This window comes from Klebsiella sp. BIGb0399, from assembly GCF_003752615.1.
GTDB lineage: Bacteria > Pseudomonadota > Gammaproteobacteria > Enterobacterales > Enterobacteriaceae > Klebsiella > Klebsiella lignicola.
The window spans coordinates 283,813-305,785 of record NZ_RKHT01000006.1; the positions used below are offsets into that span (position 1 = coordinate 283,813).

Genomic DNA, 21,973 nt, shown 5'->3' on the forward strand with positions numbered 1-21,973 from the left:
TCACCGAGCGTTGACCGTATAATTCCAGGCGGTTTCACTCCACGAAACCCCCGCATTTTAATGCGCCCTTAGCTCAGCTGGATAGAGCAACGGCCTTCTAAGCCGTAGGTCACAGGTTCGAACCCTGTAGGGCGTACCATTTAATCTCAATGTTATTGCTAATATTTCCCCATCCAGCTTTTCTCCTTGTGTCGTAGTTGTGTCGTTAACATCAAACATCACCGCAATTTCCCCGATCTGCATCCTCAACAACCAACCCTGATAACAACCATCGATGTTGCAGAAAAATCTTAATGAAACCCCCTCTGTGGCATGACTTACATCAACGTCTGCCTTTTTCAGATCGCGGATATTCGCTCGCGGATTAACAGGCCATCAGAGCCGACGTCCACAACTGAAAACACGTTAATGAGGGTTGCATGAAAAAGTTAATCGTTATTGCATCAATGGTGTCGGCGCTGGCCGGTTGCTCAAGTGAAGCCTCCCGGATGGCAAATTGTGAGGCGAAGGGGGTTAGCCGGGATGCGTGCTATATCGCAGAACAGAATCGCCAGGCCGCGATCATGAACGCGGCGGAAAAACAGGCCTTAGAAAATGCCCAGGCCATGTATCCACAGAAAGCGCAGGCAGCCAAAAAATCTGTCGCGTTTACAAAGCACTATGACGGAATGACGATTAAGCGTGACGCGACGGGCATCCTGACGGTGGACGGCAAGCCTGCCGCGCAGGATGAGGTGAATGCAAAAGCGACGACCTATTCCCAGGGGCTGTACACCATCATTGCCTATACGACCGGCAAAGTGGCGGTGATGAAAGAGGGGCAGTTTTTAGGCTACGCAAAATAGGCTCACCTTCTGGTTATTAAACCGCCTGCGGGCGGTTTTTCTCTGGCTGTTCGCGGCAGTTATCATCCATAAATCGTATTGTTTACTCTCCTTGTGTTAGCTGTTGCCCGCCTGACCGCTGTTTTCCGTAAGATGATAAGCTTAAATCAAATTTTTTGTGAACTATCTCAACGAATTACGGAAAGATCATGCTCATGATAAAAATAAGAATGGTCGTGCCAGGGAGGCAACATATGAACACACCTCTTTCCGTTATTCTGTTCATCCTGCTTGCTTTCGCGGCATTGATTGAATTAGGCATTCTTTAGCACGCCGATCTTGCACCAGGCTAGCGAACGCACAGCGCAATCAGCGCTGCCACCGCAGGCAGCGCCTGCACATACAGTATTTTCCGACTGGCGGTCGCGGCACCGAAGATCCCGGCGACAATCACGCAGATCAGAAAGAAAACCTTAAACTCCAGACCCTGCTCTGCGCCCCACAATCCCCACAACAATCCGGCGGCTAAAAAACCGTTGTACAGCCCCTGATTGGCGGCCATCACCCGGGTATCGCGGGCAAAGTCGGCGCTGAGGTTGAAGGCCTTGCGGCCCATTTTGCTCTGCCATAAAAACATCTCGAGAATCAGGATGTAGATATGAATGGCGGCGACGATAAAAATAAGCGTATCGGCTAACACGGCGATCCTTACTCAGTGATGATCATATTGATTGGCTAAAACCCGCTTTTTATCACGCTTTTAACCGTTTATATCAAAGAATAGCCGCAGCACTCTGGCTATGTTGGAAATTCGGCCTGAAGAATGGCTTCAGGGTGCTCACGATATGCTGCAGAGGGGGAATTGAAAAGATGGGGACTACGCCAGTAACACTTTCTTTGGATGGGCAGCAGTCCATCCCCCTGAATACGGTGTCCGGAACGCTGGGGCAGGTAGGTCTCGATGCCCGGGCGCTTGCATCGTCAGGAATGTGCAGCTTCGACCCCGGCTTTAGCAATACCGCCGGGTGTGAGTCGGCCATTTCCTATATTGATACCGAAAACAGCATCCTGCTGCACCGGGGTTATCCGGTCGATCAGCTGGCCCGGCAGTGCGACTTCATTGAGGTCGCCTGTATTATGCTGCAAGGGGAGGCGCCGGATGAGGCGAACTATCAAGCCTTCCGGGAGAAAATTACCCGTCATACGCTGGTCCATGAGCAGATGTCGAAAATGTGCAGCGGATTTCGCCGCGATGCCCATCCGATGGCGCTGATGTGCGCCATGGTGGGGGCGCTGGCGGCGTTCTACCATGATGTGCTGGACGTCGAAAATCCGGACCATCGCGCACTGGCTGCCACCCGCTTGCTGTCCAAAATGCCGACCATCGCGGCAATGAGCTATAAGTTTTCTATCGAACAGCCGGCGGTCTACCCGAGGAACGACCTGGCGTACGCCGGGAATTTCCTGCATATGCTGTTTGCGATCCCGGCGGAAAAATACGTTGTGAATCCGGTGATTGAGCAGGCGATGAACCAGATTCTGGTCCTCCATGCTGATCACGGGCAGTGTGCTTCCACCACCACGGTACGGGCGGCGGGTTCCTCCGGAGCTAACCTGTTTGCCTGCGTGGCGGCCGGTCTGGCCTCCATGTGGGGGCCGATGCACGGCGGCGCCAACGAGGCGAGCATGCAGATGCTGGACGCTATCGAGAGCGTGGACCAGGTGCCGGCGTTCATGAGCAAAGCGAAACGGGACCCGCAAGCCTTCCGTCGCCTGGGCTTTGGTAATTCACGTTACAAACATCTCGATCCGCGGGCCGCGATCCTGCGTGAAACCTGCCATCGGGTGCTGGCGGAGCTGGGAATGTCCGATCAGCTGTTGCAGGTGGCGATGGCCCTTGAAGAGGTGGCGCTGACCGATCCGTACTTTATTGAGAACGGCCTGTCGCCGAGCGTCGATTTCTACACCGCGGTGATCCTGAAAGCGATGGGGCTGCCTTCTTCGATGTTTGTGGTCATTACCGCCGTCGGGCGCACTCTGGGCTGGGTTGCGCACTGGAACGAAATGCACGAAGCGCCGTTGAATATCTACCGTCCGCGGCAGATTTACACCGGGGAAGCCCCCCGGGACTACGTCTCGCGCCGCGCGCAAAAATAGCGTCGGTACGCGTTTGCCACAGTCCTGGCGCCGGTGAGGCTGGCGCCAGGGCCGCAAGGGAATTATCGTGCATCGCGGTGATGAACGGCATCATAGCGCCTATAATTTATAGTGGTAGATGGTCGGTTGGAGGTAAATCGCATGATTACGCACCCGGAAGTTCGGCGCTGGGCATCGGTGATGCTGATGTCGGCGCTGCGCGGAGAGATGTCCCAGGAGGAAATATTGACCCAGGTTCATCGGATTTGTGAGAACCATGGTTCAGCATGCCTTGAAGACGTTATCGATGAAATTTTAATTGAAGCAGGCCGGATTGGATCTGGACACAGTGACGGCACCTTGTATAGGCACTGATATAATACATTGATATTGAAAAGATAACGGTCGCCGTTGTGCGACCGGCGTATGGCATGACCCCGCAAAAACGCCTTTCGATCGGAGATGGTACGCGTCTTGTTTCCGCCATCCTCACCATCTCCTGATTTTTTCTCCCTGTTTCGCTGCGCCATCGGCAGTATGGGTTGTGTGTTTTTTAATCAGCCAGTGCTATGATAAACCACACTCAATCAGCGGGTAAGGTCTATGTCATTCTTTGATAACGCAGTGAAGCGTTTTCGTTCCTCTGCAGGGACGACGGTAAGATGTCCGGAATGCCGACATAAATCACGGCATCCGCTCAGCAAGGTTAAAAACGGTGCCGCCTTGATGTGCCCACGTTGTAAATCGTTATTCGTGGTCACGCCCTGACGGATTGACGCCCGGCCGTTCACGCCGCCCGGGCAGCATGAATGGCTGAATGGCGCTCAGGCGTGCGCGAGGGTGGGGAACATCAGTTTACGGTCTTTGAAAATATTCTCTTTTGCTGAATAGATGAACAGAAAATCATCGATCTCTATCTTGTCATATTCACCCGCCCGGTCTTCCTTCGGGGTAAAACCTAAAATAACCTGCCGGGTCTGATCCGAGGCCAGTTCATTCACGATGGTGGACATCGAACTCGTACTGTCACAGAAAATATCAAAGCACAGCAGCGCATGTTCGCTCTGCATCGCTATCGCCACGGCTTTATTTTTCTCCGAGTAATAGATGCAGTGTTTCATAAACGCTGAACAATAAAACATCAACAACCCGAAGTTATTGTGCGCGGTGAGTTGAGAAAACGGATTGGATTTCTGGTAGTAAGATTTAAGAAGTTCAACATCGCCCGCGTTATCCATATCGAGCTTGTGAAAATCCCCGGCGGTCGGCATAACCGGCAGGGTGTACTGGTATTCATCCGTGCGCTCAAACCCAAATCTTGGATAAAAATCAACGGTGGTGGAGTTGGCAAACAGAAAAATCCCGTCGACGCGGTCCTGCCAGTCCGCCAGAATCTGGTTTATTAACTGGCTGGCTAATCCTTTTTCCCGATGGTCGATGGCGGTCATGACGGTGCCAATCTGAATATAGCGCCTGGGCTGGCCTTGCCACTGCAGGTCAATGATATTGGCGGAGGCATTGGCAATGACTTTATTATTATTGTCGACGAAAGCATAAGGAATATAGGATTCAGTCCAGTAGCCTTGCTTGTACCATGCCTTAAAAGAGAGATCAAAGGTCTTAATGGCTAAGTTAATGAAGCTGTTTCTTAAGACATCATCATGGACAAGCTGCTTAACTAATTTATATTTCATTGGTCTGCATCCCATTCTATATATTTTAAGACCCGACATTGCTACGGCCAAATTAATATCAAAATAATGGCTCATTTAAGCTGTTGAGTATGGACGTTTCCCGGTGTTTGCACAATCGGGACACCCTTAGCGGTGTCTCAGGACGTTGACTCGGTCACAGTACGATGGCGTGGAGGAGGTCAACAGCAAGATGTCGGTGGCGAAAAGTGAATGGTGACACCTCATCAGTCCCCTCTCAATGGCCTAATCACCCGGGAAAAGTTTCACTGGTAAAACTTATTCAGGCGAAAAATTAAATTCTATTAACCTTCACGCATTCCACTTTAACCACGCTTGACAATAAATTTTCTCATTGCTAATAGTTAAGCCACATCTTAAATAATAAACAAAGTTTAATATATGAAACTCAGCGTCGGAAGTTATGACAACAGCACCACCGTAGATAATGAAGCGGAAATACTGGCTGACTTTCAGCGGCGGAGTCAGTTGGCTTATCAACGTTGCGAAAATATCATGACTTTTTCTTATGGTGAAAAGGCGCGGGAGCGTATTGACTGGTTTATTTCTCCGAAAGAGAAAGCGGGAACCATTGTATTTATCCACGGTGGCTACTGGCAATCCTGTAATAAAGAGGATTTTGCCTTTATTACCACCGGCCCGCTGGCGCTGGGTTTCGATGTGATGCTGGCGGAATATTCGTTAGCGCCGCAGGCCACGTTGACGATGATCCACCATCAAATTGGCGCGGCGCTGGATGCCATTGCTCGCCAGCCGGGCGTGGCTGGCCCGGTGTATCTCAGCGGTCACTCTGCCGGTGGGCATCTGGCAGCCTGCTGGCAGGCACATCCGGGCGTGGAGGCGGTGCTGGCGATCAGCGGAATTTTTGAACTCGAACCGCTGCTGACCACCGCGGTGAATCACCAATTACAGCTGACGGCGCAGGAAGTGCGCGAGCTTAGCCCTCTGCGCCATGTGCCGGCACAGGCCGCGCCGCTGACGCTGTTTTACGGGAGTCGCGAGCGACCAGAGCTGATAGCACAGAGTGAATACTATGCCCAACAGCTGTGCCAGCAGGGAAGGTCGATCGGGAAAATGGCAATAGAGAATGCCAATCACTACTCCATCCTTGATGCGCTGTTTGCCACTGATGGCGCACTTTTTAGCGTACTTTGCAATTACAGGAAGCCTTTATGCGAGACGTAATTCAGACCGACCTGCCGGATATCGGCCAGCCCTTTTCCTGGGCGACGCGCGGTGGCGGGATGCTTTTTACTGCACACGGCCCGGTCCGCACCGATGGCACCATCGAAACCGGCGCGGCGGAAAAGCAGATCACATTGACCTTTGATAATCTCGCCCGCACGCTTCAGGCGGCCGGGAGTCATAGCGATAATGTATTACAGGTCATTATTTATCTTACCGATGTTAATGATGTGGCAATGCTGGATGATATTTATCGGCGTTATTTCAATGCACCTTATCCGAACCGTTCTACGGTTATTGTGGATAAATTAGTGGTGCCCGGCATGAAAATAGAGATCACCGTCAGCGCGACGGCCTGAAAACAACAATAAATATTCACCTGCTGGCCATAATTAATTATGGCTAAGGATACCTATGTTCTCAGAAATTAAACTATCGACTCCCGATCCTATTATGTCGCTGATGGAGGCGTATTTGCAGGACCGCCATCCGCGAAAAGTGAATTTAGGCATTGGCTTATATTACGACGAGCGCGGGGCGATTCCGCTGATGGGGGCCGTTCAGCAGGCAGAGCAGCGACTGCTTGCTTTGCAGCAGCCGCACGGTTACCCGCCGATTGAAGGCAGTGCGCGCTTTGCCAGCCAGATCCAGACGTTGTTGTTGGGGCCAGGCGCTGCGCAGCACGCGCTGGCGACGGTACAAACCGTGGGCGGTTCGGGGGCATTGAAGCTGGCGGCAGACCTGCTCGTGCATTTTTTACAACGGAAAGAGATTTGGGTTTCCGACCCGACCTGGGCCAACCATCAGGCCATTTTTTCCGGCGCGGGGCTTCAGGTCAACCATTACCCCTATTTCGACAACCAGAGCGGCGAATTGCGCTTTGCCGAGATGCTGGCGGCCTTGCAGGCGTTGCCCGCCGGGACGGCGGTGCTGTTACATCCGTGCTGCCATAACCCGACCGGCACCGACCTGAACCCCGGCCAGTGGCAGACCCTGCTGACTATGATGCAGACGCAGCGGCTGTTGCCATTCTTCGATATCGCCTATCAGGGCTTTGGCGCCGGGCTGGAGGAGGACTGCTATGCGCTGAGGCTGGCGCTGGAGAGCGATCTGGATTTTATCGTCGCCAACTCGTTTTCGAAAAACATTGCCCTGTACGGCCAGCGAGTCGGGGGACTGACGGTTCGCTGCGCCAGCGCCAGCGAAGCTGCAAATGTGCAGGGGGCGCTCAAAACCCTGATCCGCCGGAGCTACTCCTGCCCACCGACCCACGGTAGCCGCATTGTTGAAACGATATTAGCCGATACGCAACTGTGTCAGCAGTGGCAGGCGGAGCTCACCACCATGCGCGAGCGGATCCAGCAGATGCGCCAGCGTCTGTCCGCCGGGCTGGAGCAGGGTGCCTCTGCGCTGGACTACCGGCGCATCCGCGATCAGCGCGGCATGTTCAGCTATACCGGCCTCAACGAACGCCAGGTCAGCGAACTGCGTGAGCGCTATTCCATTTATCTGGTGGCCCCAGGGCGGATGTGTCTGCCCGGCCTTAATGGTGACAATATTGATTACGTCACCGCCGCGATCCTCGATGTCACCACCGCCCGTCGCTAAGGCAGGAACCGATGAAAGATCGTAAGCGTTTTGATGAGATTGCGCAGCGCCAGGACGGGCTGCAGAAGCAGCTGACCGCCGGGCAGATGTCGATGCTGGCGATTGGCGGTGCGATTGGCACCGGGCTGTTCCTCGGCAGCGCCTATGCGATTCAAATGGCCGGGCCGTCGGTGTTGTTGAGCTACCTGATTGGCGGCGTGATTGCGCTGCTGCTGATGGGCTGTCTGGCGGAAATGACCTCAGAGCATCCGACCCCAGGCTCCTTCGGTGACTATGCCGAGTTTTACCTGAGCCCGCTGTGCGGATTTCTGGTGCGTTACTCCTACTGGTCCTGCGTGGTGCTGGCGGTGGGGACCGAAGTTACCGCGATCGGGATGTATATGCAGTTCTGGTTCCCGGATACGCCGGTCTGGCCGTGGGTGCTGTTGTTCTCTGCCGTGGTTATCGTGATTAATGTCATCGGTGTGAAATGGTTCGGTCAGGTGGAGTATGCGCTCTCGACGGTCAAGGTGCTGGCGATCGTGGCGTTTATCCTGATTGGCCTGGGGATCCTCGCTTTCTCGGCTAACCCGACCTACGGCCTGCACAATTTTACCGCCAGCGGTGGGTTTATGCCGTTTGGGGTGAGCGGCATGTGGTTTGCGACCATTGTCGCTATCTTCAGCTATCTCAGCATCGAAATGATCGCCGTGGCGGCTGGCGAGGCGAAAAACCCGGTAGTGGCGGTGAAGTCGGCGTTTAAAGGGACCATCCTGCGCTTGTTTATCTTCTATATGCTGTCGATCGCGCTGATGCTGGCGATTGTGCCGTGGCGTCAGTCCGGCACCAGCGAAAGCCCCTTCCTGGTAGCGATGAACGTGATTCATCTGCCGTATGCCGGCGGTATTTTTAACTTTATTGTCCTGATTGCGGCGCTCTCGGCGATGAACAGCCAGCTGTATATCACCACCCGCATGATGTTCTCATTGTCGCGGGCCCGCCAGGCACCGGCCGGATTTGGGCGGATCAGCGCGCGTGGGATCCCGGTGAACGCGCTGGCTATCTCGTGCGTCGGGATCATGATCTCCATCGTGCTGAGCGTGCTCTACCCGCAGCAGGCGTTTGCCGCCATGATGTCCATTTCGGTCTATGGCGCCTGTTTCACCTGGCTGATGATCTTTATTACCCATCTGTTCTTCCGTCGTCAGCATCGGCAAACGGCGTTGAAGTTTCGGCTGTGGGGCTATCCCTGGACTCCGCTGCTGGGAGCCTGTCTGATGCTGGCGCTGCTGATCTCCACGGCGTTCACCGATTTCTTCCGCATGACGCTGTGGTTCGGCATTCCGTTTACCGTGCTGCTGATCGGGATCTATTACTATAGCCACCGTTCGCGGATGGTCCTGACGAGCCTGCCCACGGCCGATGCGGATCGGGTGCAGTAAATTCGCCGTTCGCCTCCGTAAGGGGGCGAGCGGATGTTCACGTTGTTGAATGACAACCATAGATAATAAAAAAGATATTTTTATGTGGACTGGCGATATGCTATTTCACGAATGACTGAATAATTTAATTAATAATAAATTTGTTACACACAACAGAGTATCCTGCGCCCGGTTCAGCGATATAATTTTATTATTATTCGCGACGACAATATTGCCATCGATTAAATAAAACCGCCTCCGCTGTGGGATACCCCGCGTGCGCCATGCCATGTTGTCGTCTTCCTTATATTGAATAAGCAGGAATGCCATGTCGCCTTTACCGCAATTTTCACTCTCTTTTTTTCGCCCAAAATACTGGCTGATATGGCTGGGGGCGGGTCTGCTATGGCTGGCGGTGCAGCTGCCTTATCCGCTCATCTACCGCCTGGGCACGGCGATGGGGCGCCTGGCGATGCGCTTTATGAAGCGTCGCGTCAATATTGCCGAGCGCAATTTCGAGCTGTGCTTTCCTGAGATGAGCGCCGCTCAGCGCCATGAGATGGTGCGGCAAAATTTTGAATCCCTGGGGATGGGGCTGATGGAAACGGGCATGGCGTGGTTCTGGCCTGCCAGCCGCATTGCACGCTGGACCGAGACCAGCGGCGTCGAAGAAGTGATTAACCTGCAGCAACAAAAGCAGGGGGTGTTGCTGATCGGCGTGCATTTCTTGACCCTCGAGCTGGGGGCGCGGATGTTCGGCATGCATACGCCGGGCGTTGGCGTATACCGTCCCAACGATAACCCGGTGCTTGACTGGTTACAGACCCGCGGGCGGTTACGCTCAAATAAGACCATGCTGGATCGCAAAAACCTGAAAGGGATGGTGCGGGTTCTGAAAGAGGGGGAGATCCTGTGGTACGCGCCGGACCATGACTATGGCCCGGAAAGCAGCGTGTTCGCGCCATTTTTTGGCGTCGAGCAGGCGGCCACCACGACCGGCACCTGGATTCTGGCTAAAATGTCTAAAGCGGCGATCGTCCCTTTTGTTCCGCGCCGCAAACCTAATGGTGGTGGTTATGAATTGATCTCGTTGACGCCAGAATCTACCCCGCCGCTTGAGAGCGCAGAAAGCACGGCCAGCTGGATGAATAAAATTATTGAGCAGTGCATCCTGATGGCGCCAGAGCAATATATGTGGCTTCATCGGCGTTTTAAAACCTGCCCTGATGGTGTCCCTTCACGCTATTAAGTGGTTGTTCCGGCGTCGAATCTTTTAGCTTATGATGATTCACCTGCATGCAGTCATCATATAAAAAGCAAGAAGGAATGCCACGATGGCAGACAAACACTGGGCGATAACCGAACGCCTGCACAAGACGGTCAAGAACCCGAATATAATTATTCATGGCACCCATAGCTACTACAGCGATTTTTGGGATCGGGGCTTTGAACGTTGCGTCGTGCGTCATCTGCATGACGATAGTGCCAGCGAGGAGTGGGGGCCGCTAGGCCACGTCGATAAGCTCATTATCGGCAATTTTGTCTGCATCGCCGCGGAAGCGGTCATCCTGATGGGCGGCAACAGTACCCACCGGCTCGACTGGATCAGCTTCTATCCGTTTACGGCTTCCGTCAAAGAGGCCTATCAGCCTCGCGGCGATACCGTGCTGAAAGATGGCTGCTGGATTGGCATGCGGGCGATGATTATGCCGGGCATCACGATTGGCGAAGGGGCGGTGGTGGCCGCGGGGGCGGTGGTGACTAAAGATGTCCCGCCTTATACGGTGGTGGGGGGCAACCCGGCCTGCGAGATTAAGCGGCGTTTTCCTGAAGCGGATATCGCGCGACTGTTGAAGCTCCGACTCTATGAATTACCCGAAGAGACGTTACTGCAGCTTCAACCGCTGTTATCCAGCCCGGACATTGGCGCGCTGGAACGCGCGGTGGCACAGTATCGATAACCGCACCTTCTGGTGCTATAACGGCGCTTCCGCGGCGGTATCGATCGGTAATTCTGAACGGTTTCTTGATAAAATAAACAGGAGTTAATCGGTTATTGATTGCGATGTCTGGGTATAAAAACTGGATAAGTTAAATAATTGTAGATTGATATAACGCGTTCAAGGTAATGACCCCTATCATTATTAGGTATGGGAAATGTGCTATCATCGCGCCTTTCCCTCTTCGTTTTGGGCGCTTTTTTATGCAACAACCTGTTGTTCGCGTGGGAGAATGGCTGGTTACCCCCTCCGATAACCAAATTAGCCGGAAGGGGCGTCAGCTTACTCTTGAACCGCGTTTAATCGATCTTTTGGTCTTTTTTGCTCGCCATCCTGATGAAGTTCTCAGCCGGGACGAGCTCATTGATAATGTCTGGACCCGTAACGTGGTGACCAGCCACGTCGTAACACAAAGCATTTCTGAGCTCCGTAAGTCGCTGAAAGATGGGGATGATAGTAGCCCCGAATATATTGCGACGGTACCCAAGCGCGGCTATAAGCTCACTGTACCGGTGATCTGGTGTACGGAAGAAGGGGAAGCCCCCGCGCCGGTTATCTCTCCGCCGACCGCCACCGCCGCTGCCGCCACGGCTGTGGCGAGTGAACCTGCTGCGCCCGTACTCTCTGACGAGGGGCTGCACAGTCAGCCGACGCCGGTTAAATCAGAAAAACGCCGACGCATCACCACCTTTGGCGTCTGGATCCTGTTCCTGCTGGCTCTCGGGACCTGCGTGGCGTTGGTCGCGCTGTCGACGATGGAGTCGCGACCGCCGGTGACCAAAGCCCGCCTGCTGCTGAACCCGCGTGATATCGATATTCACCTGCTGAAAGGCGGCTCCTGTACTAACTGGGCGTCGCAGCACGCCTATGCGGTGGGCTTAGGCAGCCTGGTGGCGACCTCGCTCAACACCTTCTCGACGTTTATGGTGCATGACAAAACCGACTACAACATCAACGAGCCCAGCAGTTCGGGCAAATCGTTGACCATTGAGTTCGTGAACCAGCGCCACTATCGCGCGCAGCAGTGTTTTATGTCCGTGCAGATGGTCGATAACGCCGACGGCTCGATGATGATGGACAAGCGTTATTTCATCACCAGCGATAACCAGCTGGCGATTCAAAACGATCTGTTGAGCAGCCTGTCGGAAGCGCTTAAGCAGCCCTGGTCCGATCGCATGCAGGCGATGCTGAAACAATATCAGCCCTCGCACAGTACGGCGCTGACTCAGTTCTACGAGTCACATCAACTATTAATGAACGGCGATGTTGATTCATTAGGTAAGGCCAGCGCACTGCTTGACGATGTGACCAAAGACTCACCGGAGTTTTGTTATGCCTATGCCGAAAAAACGCTGGTTGATGTTTTACGCCATTCGCAGCAACCGTTGAATAAAGAACAGCTCAACGCGCTGTATGCTGAAATCTCACGGGTCGGCGAGATGCCGGGGATAAAAAACATGGCGGTATTTTATCAAATTAAAACAGTGGATCTCTTAGGTCAGGGGAAAGTCGACGAGGCGTATGAAGCTATTAATACCGGGATCGATCTGGAAATGTCGTGGGTGAATTACGTGCTGTTAGGCAAAGTCTACGAAATGAAAGGAGAGAACCGGGAAGCAGCCGATGCCTATCTGACCGCGTTTAATTTACGTCCTGGTGAAAACACACTGTACTGGATTGAAAATGCGGTATTCCAGACCTCAGTGACCCGCGTCGTGCCGTATCTCGATAACTTCCTCTCTGCAGAATAGGAGCATATCCCATAAGGCGAATATTGTTGCAGCCAGTTTGGACACGGACAGAGCGAAACCACCGGAGCGTACACGAAGTACGTGAGGATGGTGAGCACTGCCCAGGGCCAAAATGGCAAATAAAATAGTCTAATGGGATAAGTTCTAAGTAAACCCTCATCATGCGCAATATTATGAACATGATGAGGTTAAATTTATGTTTCTTCTGAGAGCTTGAGTTGTTATATCTATTGAGCAATAAAATCCCCTCCAATAACACAATTCCAACATCAAACCCCATCTCTAACTAACTGTTTTTAATCAATGTTTATCTTTTTATGATATCAACATGTCATCCTGATATGTTGCCATAAAAATGTCAAAATATCATTTGTCTGATGTTTGTAGTTATTTCACTTTATCTTTAGGACTTTTTACCTATGAATCCTTAATCTGGTTGGCAGTTGGTCGGGTCAATTAAAGGTTCTATATCATGATCTGTACCTCCAAAATAAACTTAGGAGAAAAGCAAACATGAGTTCTGCCAAGAAGATAGGGCTATTTGCCTGTACCGGCGTGGTCGCTGGTAATATGATGGGGAGCGGTATTGCACTATTACCTGCGAACCTTGCCAGCATCGGTGGTATTGCTATCTGGGGTTGGGTTATTTCTATTATTGGGGCAATGTCGCTGGCTTATGTATATGCCCGACTGGCAACCAAAAACCCACAGCAGGGTGGCCCAATTGCCTATGCCGGGGAAATATCTCCCGCGTTCGGTTTCCAGACCGGTGTCCTTTATTATCATGCAAACTGGATTGGTAACCTGGCAATCGGTATTACCGCCGTCTCTTATCTTTCGACCTTCTTCCCGATTCTGAATAACCCGATTCCAGCCGGTATCGCGTGTATTGCGATCGTCTGGATATTTACCTTCGTGAATATGCTCGGCGGTACCTGGGTCAGCCGTTTGACCACTATCGGTCTGGTGCTGGTATTAATTCCGGTGGTGATGACTGCGGTTATCGGCTGGCACTGGTTTGATGCCGCGACCTATCAGGCGAACTGGAACACATCCAGCACCCCGGACAGCCACGCGGTTATCAAAAGTATTCTGCTCTGCCTGTGGGCCTTCGTGGGTGTTGAATCCGCGGCCGTTAGTACCGGTATGGTGAAAAACCCGAAACGTACCGTTCCGCTGGCAACCATGCTCGGCACCGCGATGGCGGGTGTGGTTTATATCGCAGCAACTCAGGTTATCGCCGGTATGTACCCTGCCGCTCAGATGGCAGCTTCCGGTGCACCGTTCGCGATCAGTGCTTCGACTATTCTCGGTGGCTGGGCTGCGCCAGTGGTTTCCGCCTTCACCGCCTTTGCTTGTCTGACCTCTCTTGGTTCCTGGATGATGCTGGTGGGCCAGGCCGGTGTACGTGCCGCTAACGACGGTAACTTCCCGAAAGTGTATGGCGAAGTTGATAACAACGGTATCCCGAAAAAAGGCCTGCTGCTGGCCGCGGTGAAAATGACCGCGCTGATGGTGCTGATCACCCTGATGAACTCCAGCGGTGGTAAAGCCTCTGACCTGTTCGGTGAGCTCACCGGTATCGCCGTACTGCTGACCATGCTGCCTTACTTCTACTCCTGCGTTGACCTGATTCGCTTCGAAGGCATCAACATTCGCAACCTTGTCAGCCTGATCTGTTCCGTACTGGGCTGTGCGTTCTGCTTCATCGCCCTGATGGGTGCAAGCTCCTTCGAACTGGCCGGTACCTTTATCGTCAGCCTGATCATCCTGATGTTCTACGGTCGCAAAATGCACCAGCGTCAGCACGAAAATGACAACACTGACAGCTCTGCCGCCAGCGCACATTAATCAGTAACCCCTTTTCCTGGAGCTCCTTCCTGCACCTGTCATCTCGTGACGGGAGGGGCTCTCCATATCTGGAGATTCGACTATGAACGTTATCGCAATCATGAATCACATGGGCGTCTACTTTAAAGAAGAGCCTATCCGTGAACTGCATCGCGCCCTTGAACGCCTGGACTTCCGTATTGTCTATCCGAACGACCGCGAAGATTTACTGAAGCTGATCGAAAATAACGCCCGCCTGTGCGGCGTGATCTTCGACTGGGATAAGTACAATCTCGAACTGTGCGAAGAAATCAGCAAACTGAACGAATATATGCCGCTGTATGCTTTCGCCAATACCTACTCTACCCTGGACGTCAGCCTTAACGATCTGCGTATGCAGGTGCGCTTCTTCGAATATGCACTGGGCGCCGCCGATGATATCGCTGATAAAATCAAACAGAATACCGATGAGTACATCGACACTATTCTGCCGCCGCTGACCAAAGCGCTGTTCAAATATGTGCGTGAAGGCAAATATACCTTCTGTACTCCTGGCCACATGGGCGGTACCGCTTTCCAGAAAAGCCCGGTAGGCAGCATCTTCTATGACTTCTTCGGTTCTAACACCATGAAGTCCGATATCTCGATTTCAGTTTCTGAACTGGGTTCACTGCTGGATCACAGCGGCCCGCACAAAGAAGCGGAAGAGTACATCGCGCGTGTCTTCAACGCAGAACGCAGCTACATGGTGACCAACGGTACTTCAACCGCGAACAAAATCGTCGGTATGTACTCTGCACCAGCCGGCAGCACCGTGCTGATTGACCGTAACTGCCACAAATCGCTGACCCATCTGATGATGATGAGCGACATTACGCCGATTTACTTCCGTCCGACCCGTAACGCTTACGGCATCCTCGGTGGTATTCCGCAGAGCGAATTCCAGCACGCGACTATCGCTAAACGCGTGAAAGAGACGCCGAACGCTACCTGGCCGGTACACGCCGTTATCACCAACTCCACCTATGATGGTCTGCTGTACAACACCGACTTCATCAAGAAAACGCTGGATGTGAAATCCATCCACTTTGACTCCGCCTGGGTGCCTTACACCAACTTCTCGCCAATCTATGCCGGGAAATGCGGGATGAGCGGTGGCCGTGTTGAAGGGAAAGTGATTTACGAAACCCAGTCCACGCACAAACTGCTGGCGGCCTTCTCTCAGGCTTCGATGATTCACGTAAAAGGTGATGTCAACGAAGAGACCTTCAACGAAGCCTATATGATGCACACCACCACTTCTCCGCATTACGGTGTCGTGGCGTCAACAGAAACCGCTGCCGCAATGATGAAAGGCAACGCCGGTAAACGTCTGATTGATGGCTCTATCGAACGTTCTATCAAGTTCCGTAAAGAGATCAAACGTCTGAAAGGCGAGTCTGAAGGCTGGTTCTTCGATGTCTGGCAGCCGGAACATATCGATGGCCCGGAATGCTGGCCGCTGCGATCCGATAGCGCATGGCACGGTTTCAAAAACATCGATAACGAACACATGTACCTCGACCCGATCAAAGTCACGCTGCTGACTCCGGGGATGAAGAAAGACGGCACCATGGGCGAGTTCGGTATTCCGGCCAGCATCGTGGCGAAATACCTCGACGAACACGGCATCGTGGTTGAGAAAACCGGTCCGTACAACCTGCTGTTCCTGTTCAGCATCGGTATCGACAAAACCAAAGCACTGAGCCTGCTGCGTGCTCTGACCGACTTCAAACGTGCGTTCGACCTGAACCTGCGTGTGAAAAACATGCTGCCGTCACTGTATCGTGAAGATCCAGAGTTCTATGAAAACATGCGTGTTCAGGAACTGGCGCAGAACATTCACAAACTGATCGCGCACCACAACCTGCCGGACCTGATGTTCCGCGCATTCGAAGTGCTGCCGGCCATGGTGGTAACACCGTACGCTGCGTTCCAGAAAGAGCTGCACGGTAAAACTGAAGAAGTGTATCTCGAAGAGATGGTTGGCCGTGTCAATGCCAACATGATCCTGCCGTATCCTCCGGGAGTTCCGCTGGTGATGCCAGGTGAAATGATCACCGAAGAGAGCCGTCCGGTCCTGGAATTCCTGCAGATGCTGTGCGAAATCGGCGCCCACTACCCGGGCTTCGAAACCGACATCCACGGTGCCTATCGTCAGGCGGATGGTCGTTACACCGTTAAAGTGCTGCAAGAAGAAAACAATAAGTAATTGAAGCTCCAGGGGAAGTGGCTTGCCACTTCCCTTTTTTCACGCTGCAGGAGACCTCATGAAAACACCCTCACAACCGCGCGCGATCTATTACATCGTAGCGATCCAAATCTGGGAATACTTCAGCTTTTACGGCATGCGTGCCTTACTCATCCTCTATCTCACCCATCAACTTGGCTTTGATGACAGCCACGCCATCAGTCTGTTCAGTGCTTACGCTTCTCTGGTTTACGTGACCCCCATTCTCGGCGGCTGGCTTGCCGACCGCCTGCTCGGCAATCGCACGGCAGTTATTGCCGGTGCGCTTTTGATGACGCTCGGCCATGTGGTGCTGGGCGTCGAATCCGATGCCACCTGGAGCCTGTACCTCGCGCTGGCGATCATTATCTGCGGCTATGGTCTGTTCAAATCCAACATCAGTTGCCTGCTTGGCGAGATGTACGCCACCGACGATCGTCGACGCGACGGCGGTTTTTCACTGCTGTACGCGGCAGGGAACGTCGGCTCCATCGCGGCGCCAATTGCCTGCGGTCTGACGGCGCAATGGTACGGCTGGCACATCGGCTTTGCGCTGGCGGGGATCGGTATGTTTATCGGGCTGCTGATTTTCCTGAGCGGCCATCGGCATTTCAGCCACACCCGCGGCGTCGATAAACAGGCGCTGTGCGCGGTGAAATTTGTGCTGCCCACCTGGGGCTGGCTGGTGGTGATGCTGTGCGTCGCGCCGGTTTTCTTCACGTTGCTGCTGGAAAACAACTGGTCTGGCTATCTGTTGGCGATCGTCTGCGTGTTTGCCGCCCAGATGGTGGCGCGGATCATGATCTCCTCCCCGGAACACCGCCGGGCGCTGTGGCAAATCGTACTGCTGATGCTGACCGGCACCCTGTTCTGGGTTCTGGCGCAGCAGGGCGGTAGTTCGATCAGCCTGTTTATCGATCGTTTTGTCGATCGTCATCTGTTGAATATTGAAGTGCCGACGGCGTTGTTCCAGTCGGTGAATGCGGTGGCGGTGATGGCCGCAGGGGTGGTGCTGGCATGGCTGATGCGCCCGGAAGGCAGCACCCGCTCGGCGTTTCGCGTCTGGCTGAAGTTTGCTTTTGGTCTGGTGCTGATGGGCTGCGGATTTATGGTGCTGGCCCTCAACGCCCGCCACGGTGCCGCCGATGGGCAGGCCTCAATGGGGCTGATGGTCACCGGGTTGGCGCTGATGGGCTTTGCCGAGCTGTTTATCGACCCGGTGGCGATGGCGCAGATCACCCGTCTGAACATGCCGGGGGTGACCGGCGTGTTGACCGGGATTTATATGCTGGCGACCGGAGCGGTGGCCAACTGGCTGGCGGGGATCGTGGCGCAACAGACCACCGAATCCCAGCTCAGCGAGACGGCGATTACCGCCTGGCAGCATTTCTTCTCGCAAATCGGGGAGTGGACGCTGGGGTGTGTGGCGGTGATTGTCATCCTGGCCTTCGGCGCGGTGTGCAGCGTGGGTAAACGCCGGGTCACCGACGGCGCAAGCCTGTAGACCGGTCAGTGTAGCGCCACCGGGGAAGCCAGGAGGCAAACCGGCGGTTGTCCCGGAGGCGGCGCGTAGCGCCTTGTCCGGGCTACCAATAGCGCAAGCCTGTAGCCCGGTCAGCGTAGCGCCACCGGGGAACCCTGGGAGCAAACCGGCGGTTGTCCCGGAGGCGGCGCGTAGCGCCTTGTCCGGGCTACCAATAGCGCAAGCCCGTAGCCCGGTCAGTGTAGCGTCACCGGGGAATCCTGGGGGCAAACTTGCCGCTGTCCCGGAGGCGGCGCGTAGCGCCTTGTCCGGGCTACCAATAGCGCAAGCCCGTAGCCCGGTCAGCGTAGCGCCACCGGGAGAATCTTGGGGGCAAACTGGCTGTTGTCCCGGAGGCGGCGCGTTGCGCCTTGTCCGGGCTACCAATAGCGCAAGCCCGTAGCCCGGTCAGCGTAGCGCCACCGGGGAAGCCAGAGGGCAAACCGGCGGTTGTCCCGGAGGCGGCGCGTTGCGCCTTGTCCGGGCTACCAATAGCGCAAGCCTGTAGCCCGGTCAGCGTAGCGCCACCGGGGAACAACCCAGGGGGCAAACTTGCCGCTGTCCCGGAGGCGGCGCATTGCGCCTTGTCCGGGTCACCGACGGTGCAAGCTTGCAGCCCGGTCAGCGTAGCGCCACCGGGGGAATCCAGGGGGCAAACAGGCCGTTGTCCCGGAGGCGGCGCGTAGCGCCTTGTCCGGGCTACCAATAGCGCAAGCCTGTAGCCCGGTCAGCGTAGCGCCACCGGGGAAGCCAGGAGGCAAACCGGCGGTTGTCCCGGAGGCGGCGCGTAGCGCCTTGTCCGGGCTACCAATAGTGCTAGCCCGTAGCCCGGTCAGCGTAGCGCCACCGGGGGAATCCTGGGAGCAAACTTACCGCTGTCCCGGAGGCGGCGCGTTGCGCCTTGTCCGGGCTACCAATAGTGCCCGGCGAGGCGCTGGCCGATCTGCGTCTTGCATCATTCATCTGTTAGGAGGAGGATATTCTGGCGAGATGGCGAGCCAGTGAATGAAAAAGCTTTAATTCTGTAATTGCTGAGTGATATCAGCCTTAAGTAAAGCCAGGATCGTAAATATTCTATCGTTCGCTCTTTGGCGGTGACGTCAGAGATCGGCGGCGTACTGGTGCAGAGACCCGCACGCACCAGGCTGCGCCGGATAGTGGCCTGGTTCAATTTATCGAAGCAAGATTGAAAGCAGGGTTATGAGGAACCAACATGTCTGAACAACAAGCACAAAGTGCCGATGAGGCAATTGACCTTAATAATGAACTGAAAACCCGCCGTGAAAAGCTGGCTGCGCTGCGTGAGCAGGGTATCCCGTTCCCGAACGATTTTCGTCGTGACCATACGTCTGACCAACTGCACGCTGAATTCGATGGCAAGGATAACGACGCGCTCACCTCGTTAGATATTGAAGTCTCGGTAGCGGGTCGTATGATGACGCGCCGCATCATGGGGAAAGCCTCCTTTGTTACCTTGCAGGACGTCGGCGGCCGCATCCAGCTGTACGTGGCGCGCGACGATCTGCCGGAAGGCATCTACAACGACCAGTTTAAAAAGTGGGACCTTGGCGACATCATCGCCGCTCGCGGTAAGCTGTTTAAAACCCAGACCGGCGAACTCTCCATTCACTGCACCGAACTGCGCCTGCTGACCAAAGCCCTGCGCCCGCTGCCGGATAAATTCCACGGCCTGCAGGATCAGGAAGTTCGCTATCGTCAGCGCTACCTGGATCTGATCGCCAACGACGAATCGCGTCACACCTTTAAAGTCCGTTCGCAAATTCTCGCGACGATGCGCCAGTTCATGGTCGCCCGCGGCTTTATGGAAGTCGAAACCCCGATGATGCAGGTGATCCCCGGCGGGGCGTCTGCTCGTCCGTTCATCACCCATCACAACGCCCTGGATATGGACATGTACCTGCGTATCGCGCCGGAACTGTACCTGAAACGCCTGGTGGTTGGTGGCTTTGAGCGGGTGTTCGAAATCAACCGTAACTTCCGTAACGAAGGGATCTCCGTTCGCCATAATCCAGAATTCACCATGATGGAACTGTACATGGCGTATGCGGATTACAAAGATCTGATCGAACTGACCGAATCGCTGTTCCGTACGCTGGCACAAACCGTGTTGGGTAAAACGCAGGTGCCTTATGGCGATCAGACCTTCGATTTCGGCAAGCCGTTTGAAAAACTGACCATGCGTGAAGCTATCAAGAAATACCGCCCGGAAACCGAAATGGCGGATCTGGATAACTTCGACGCGGCGAAAGCCATCGCCAAATCCATCGGTATTAATGTTGAGAAGAGCTGGGGCCTGGGCCGTATCGTCACCGAGATCTTTGACGAAGTGGCAGAAGCGCACCTGATTCAACCGACCTTTATTACCGAATACCCGGCAGAAGTTTCTCCGCTGGCGCGTCGTAATGACGTTAATCCGGAAATCACCGACCGCTTTGAATTCTTCATTGGCGGACGTGAAATCGGTAACGGCTTTAGCGAGCTGAACGATGCGGAAGACCAGGCGCAACGTTTCCAGGACCAGGTTAACGCGAAAGCGGCCGGTGACGACGAAGCGATGTTCTACGACGAAGACTACGTGACGGCGCTGGAGTATGGTCTGCCGCCGACCGCGGGTCTGGGGATTGGTATCGACCGTATGGTGATGCTGTTTACCAACAGCCACACCATCCGCGACGTGATCCTGTTCCCGGCGATGCGTCCGCAGAAATAAACTGCTCTGAAAGATCACGCCCCTTGCGCACGCATGGCGAGGGGCGTTTCTGAACATCCCCCACGCATAATCCTGCCATCCTGCGCAAAGTTAACCGGCGTAGGCCACTCCCTGATCCCAGCGGGATTGCCAGTGGGCGATAAACTGCCGGGTCAGCGCCTGCTGATGATGGATAACCACGACGTTTTCGCTGTTCTCCGTTTCGGCGGACGGGGCATAGTTAAACGATCCGCTTTCCACGGTGTCGCCATCGGCAATCATCATCTTGTCATGCTGAATGTGATAATGGCCGTCTACCCGCAGCGCCACACCGCCCTCAACAACATATTGCATCATGGCCTGGCTGGCCTTCACGCGATTGCGTTTTTTATCGACCACGATCTGCACTTTCACCCCGCGGGCCTCGGCAGCCACCAGCGCGCGGGCAATATCCGGCGCCTGAAACGCGTAGGCGATCATCTGGATCGAGGTGTGGGCCTGATTGATGGTTTGCAGCACCAGCGCCCGGGCCGAGCCTTCTGGTGAAAAACCCACTTCAATATCTGGCGCGGCCTGCGCCAGCGCGGGCAGGGCGAGCGCCACGGTCAGGAGGGCGAGCTTAAGCGAAAATCGACGGGACATGGCAGGTTGCCTGCACGAAATAATGACGGAAGCGAGCAGTCTATGCCTCTGCGCCAGCTTTGGGAATCTCACCGTCACGGCGGGGTGAAAATAGTGCCTGACGTTTCAATTAACCACGTAGTTAATGTGAGAAATCTTGTTTGCTTAAATGCCACCTTCCGGGTGCTGACTTATGCGCAATCTGTAACCTGCCTCTCATTTTTTGCTCGTTTATGCAGCAATGTTAGATATCTGTCAAAGTTCTGTTACCAGGCGGTTTTAAAATTTTCATTTCAGTTATTTAATTATAAAAGTTTCATATTTGATGTTAATGAAACAAAACAACTGAATTGAGGCTGTCGACAAATCGCATGGTTAATGAACTGCTGTTTTAATAATTCATTA

Annotated in this window: 18 protein-coding genes and 1 tRNA gene; 16 read left to right on the forward strand and 3 right to left on the reverse strand. The window is 54.2% G+C overall.

Features of this window, described 5'->3' with window-relative positions; translation table 11 throughout:
- Window positions 1–62 precede the first annotated feature (62 nt).
- Window positions 63–139 (forward strand) — tRNA-Arg (locus EDF82_RS12005).
- A 280-nt stretch (window positions 140–419) separates the two neighbouring features.
- On the forward strand, window positions 420–845 hold the full coding sequence (locus EDF82_RS12010) for a hypothetical protein (protein WP_123755777.1): 426 nt from the start codon (window positions 420–422) through the stop codon (window positions 843–845).
- A 328-nt stretch (window positions 846–1,173) separates the two neighbouring features.
- On the opposite strand, the gene EDF82_RS12015 is transcribed toward EDF82_RS12010, so the two are convergent.
- Window positions 1,174–1,524 carry a DUF1304 domain-containing protein gene (locus EDF82_RS12015; protein WP_123755778.1) on the reverse strand — a complete coding sequence of 117 codons (351 nt, stop codon included), beginning with the start codon at window positions 1,522–1,524 and terminating at the stop codon, window positions 1,174–1,176.
- 170 nt (window positions 1,525–1,694) lie between these two features.
- Here EDF82_RS12015 and EDF82_RS12020 point away from each other — a divergent pair, with 170 nt between their 5' ends.
- The 3 genes from EDF82_RS12020 (at window position 1,695) to EDF82_RS25655 (ending at window position 3,728) form a co-directional block, all read left to right on the forward strand.
- Complete coding sequence (locus EDF82_RS12020) at window positions 1,695–2,981, forward strand: citrate synthase (protein ID WP_123755779.1); 1,287 nt, start codon at window positions 1,695–1,697, stop codon at window positions 2,979–2,981.
- A gap of 141 nt (window positions 2,982–3,122) precedes the next feature.
- Entirely contained in the window at window positions 3,123–3,335 is a 213-nt protein-coding gene (locus EDF82_RS12025) for a hypothetical protein (RefSeq protein WP_123755780.1), read from the forward strand.
- 228 nt (window positions 3,336–3,563) lie between these two features.
- Entirely contained in the window at window positions 3,564–3,728 is a 165-nt protein-coding gene (locus EDF82_RS25655) for a YnfU family zinc-binding protein (RefSeq protein WP_217426878.1), read from the forward strand.
- A gap of 56 nt (window positions 3,729–3,784) precedes the next feature.
- Here the strand turns inward: EDF82_RS25655 and EDF82_RS12030 are convergent, their stop codons facing one another.
- Window positions 3,785–4,654 carry a GNAT family N-acetyltransferase gene (locus EDF82_RS12030; protein ID WP_123755781.1) on the reverse strand — a complete coding sequence of 290 codons (870 nt, stop codon included), beginning with the start codon at window positions 4,652–4,654 and terminating at the stop codon, window positions 3,785–3,787.
- Between the two features lie 399 nt (window positions 4,655–5,053).
- On the opposite strand from EDF82_RS12030, the gene EDF82_RS12035 reads away from it, so the two are divergent.
- The 11 genes from EDF82_RS12035 to lysS all read left to right on the forward strand — a co-directional run bounded on the left by EDF82_RS12035 (window position 5,054) and on the right by lysS (window position 20,968).
- Window positions 5,054–5,857, forward strand: a complete 804-nt coding sequence (locus tag EDF82_RS12035) for an alpha/beta hydrolase (protein ID WP_123755782.1) — start codon at window positions 5,054–5,056, stop codon at window positions 5,855–5,857.
- Window positions 5,845–6,216, forward strand: coding sequence for a RidA family protein (locus EDF82_RS12040; RefSeq protein WP_123755783.1), 372 nt, complete (start codon window positions 5,845–5,847; stop codon window positions 6,214–6,216). The genes EDF82_RS12035 and EDF82_RS12040 overlap by 13 nt, the downstream gene beginning before the upstream one ends.
- Window positions 6,217–6,271: 55 nt before the next feature.
- The gene (locus EDF82_RS12045; RefSeq protein ID WP_123755784.1) at window positions 6,272–7,465 is read left to right on the forward strand and encodes an amino acid aminotransferase; all 1,194 of its coding nucleotides are present in this window, start codon (window positions 6,272–6,274) and stop codon (window positions 7,463–7,465) included.
- Window positions 7,466–7,476: 11 nt separating this feature from the next.
- Window positions 7,477–8,886, forward strand: coding sequence for an amino acid permease (locus EDF82_RS12050; RefSeq protein ID WP_123755785.1), 1,410 nt, complete (start codon window positions 7,477–7,479; stop codon window positions 8,884–8,886).
- A 307-nt stretch (window positions 8,887–9,193) separates the two neighbouring features.
- Window positions 9,194–10,114 carry a Kdo(2)-lipid IV(A) acyltransferase gene (locus EDF82_RS12060; protein ID WP_123755787.1) on the forward strand — a complete coding sequence of 307 codons (921 nt, stop codon included), beginning with the start codon at window positions 9,194–9,196 and terminating at the stop codon, window positions 10,112–10,114.
- Window positions 10,115–10,199: 85 nt separating this feature from the next.
- Entirely contained in the window at window positions 10,200–10,826 is a 627-nt protein-coding gene (locus EDF82_RS12065; protein WP_123755788.1) for a CatB-related O-acetyltransferase, read from the forward strand.
- 242 nt (window positions 10,827–11,068) lie between these two features.
- Window positions 11,069–12,616, forward strand: coding sequence for a lysine decarboxylation/transport transcriptional activator CadC (cadC, locus tag EDF82_RS12070; RefSeq protein ID WP_123756222.1), 1,548 nt, complete (start codon window positions 11,069–11,071; stop codon window positions 12,614–12,616).
- A gap of 513 nt (window positions 12,617–13,129) precedes the next feature.
- A complete protein-coding gene (gene cadB / locus EDF82_RS12075) occupies window positions 13,130–14,467 on the forward strand; it encodes a cadaverine/lysine antiporter (RefSeq protein ID WP_123755789.1) in 1,338 nt (445 codons plus the stop codon).
- Between the two features lie 82 nt (window positions 14,468–14,549).
- A complete protein-coding gene (gene cadA / locus EDF82_RS12080; RefSeq protein WP_123755790.1) occupies window positions 14,550–16,697 on the forward strand; it encodes a lysine decarboxylase CadA in 2,148 nt (715 codons plus the stop codon).
- Window positions 16,698–16,755: 58 nt separating this feature from the next.
- Window positions 16,756–18,219 (forward strand): dipeptide permease DtpD, encoded by a 1,464-nt coding sequence (gene dtpD / locus EDF82_RS12085; protein ID WP_123755791.1) that lies wholly within the window; start codon window positions 16,756–16,758, stop codon window positions 18,217–18,219.
- A gap of 1,231 nt (window positions 18,220–19,450) precedes the next feature.
- Window positions 19,451–20,968, forward strand: coding sequence for a lysine--tRNA ligase (lysS, locus tag EDF82_RS12090; protein ID WP_123755792.1), 1,518 nt, complete (start codon window positions 19,451–19,453; stop codon window positions 20,966–20,968).
- Between the two features lie 90 nt (window positions 20,969–21,058).
- On the opposite strand, the gene EDF82_RS12095 is transcribed toward lysS, so the two are convergent.
- Entirely contained in the window at window positions 21,059–21,589 is a 531-nt protein-coding gene (locus EDF82_RS12095; protein WP_123755793.1) for a phospholipase D family protein, read from the reverse strand.
- Window positions 21,590–21,973: the final 384 nt, after the last annotated feature.

Bases quoted from the DNA above. Each gene is read 5' to 3' on its own strand.
- EDF82_RS12010 (WP_123755777.1), top strand. From the start codon at position 420: ATGAAAAAGTTAATCGTTATTGCATCAATGGTGTCGGCGCTGGCCGGT.
- EDF82_RS12020 (WP_123755779.1), top strand. From the start codon at position 1,695: ATGGGGACTACGCCAGTAACACTTTCTTTGGATGGGCAGCAGTCCATC.
- EDF82_RS12025 (WP_123755780.1), top strand. From the start codon at position 3,123: ATGATTACGCACCCGGAAGTTCGGCGCTGGGCATCGGTGATGCTGATG.
- EDF82_RS25655 (WP_217426878.1), top strand. From the start codon at position 3,564: ATGTCATTCTTTGATAACGCAGTGAAGCGTTTTCGTTCCTCTGCAGGG.
- EDF82_RS12030 (WP_123755781.1), bottom strand. From the start codon at position 4,654: ATGAAATATAAATTAGTTAAGCAGCTTGTCCATGATGATGTCTTAAGA.
- EDF82_RS12035 (WP_123755782.1), top strand. From the start codon at position 5,054: ATGAAACTCAGCGTCGGAAGTTATGACAACAGCACCACCGTAGATAAT.
- EDF82_RS12040 (WP_123755783.1), top strand. From the start codon at position 5,845: ATGCGAGACGTAATTCAGACCGACCTGCCGGATATCGGCCAGCCCTTT.
- EDF82_RS12045 (WP_123755784.1), top strand. From the start codon at position 6,272: ATGTTCTCAGAAATTAAACTATCGACTCCCGATCCTATTATGTCGCTG.
- EDF82_RS12050 (WP_123755785.1), top strand. From the start codon at position 7,477: ATGAAAGATCGTAAGCGTTTTGATGAGATTGCGCAGCGCCAGGACGGG.
- EDF82_RS12060 (WP_123755787.1), top strand. From the start codon at position 9,194: ATGTCGCCTTTACCGCAATTTTCACTCTCTTTTTTTCGCCCAAAATAC.
- EDF82_RS12065 (WP_123755788.1), top strand. From the start codon at position 10,200: ATGGCAGACAAACACTGGGCGATAACCGAACGCCTGCACAAGACGGTC.
- cadC (WP_123756222.1), top strand. From the start codon at position 11,069: ATGCAACAACCTGTTGTTCGCGTGGGAGAATGGCTGGTTACCCCCTCC.
- cadB (WP_123755789.1), top strand. From the start codon at position 13,130: ATGAGTTCTGCCAAGAAGATAGGGCTATTTGCCTGTACCGGCGTGGTC.
- cadA (WP_123755790.1), top strand. From the start codon at position 14,550: ATGAACGTTATCGCAATCATGAATCACATGGGCGTCTACTTTAAAGAA.
- dtpD (WP_123755791.1), top strand. From the start codon at position 16,756: ATGAAAACACCCTCACAACCGCGCGCGATCTATTACATCGTAGCGATC.
- lysS (WP_123755792.1), top strand. From the start codon at position 19,451: ATGTCTGAACAACAAGCACAAAGTGCCGATGAGGCAATTGACCTTAAT.
- EDF82_RS12095 (WP_123755793.1), bottom strand. From the start codon at position 21,589: ATGTCCCGTCGATTTTCGCTTAAGCTCGCCCTCCTGACCGTGGCGCTC.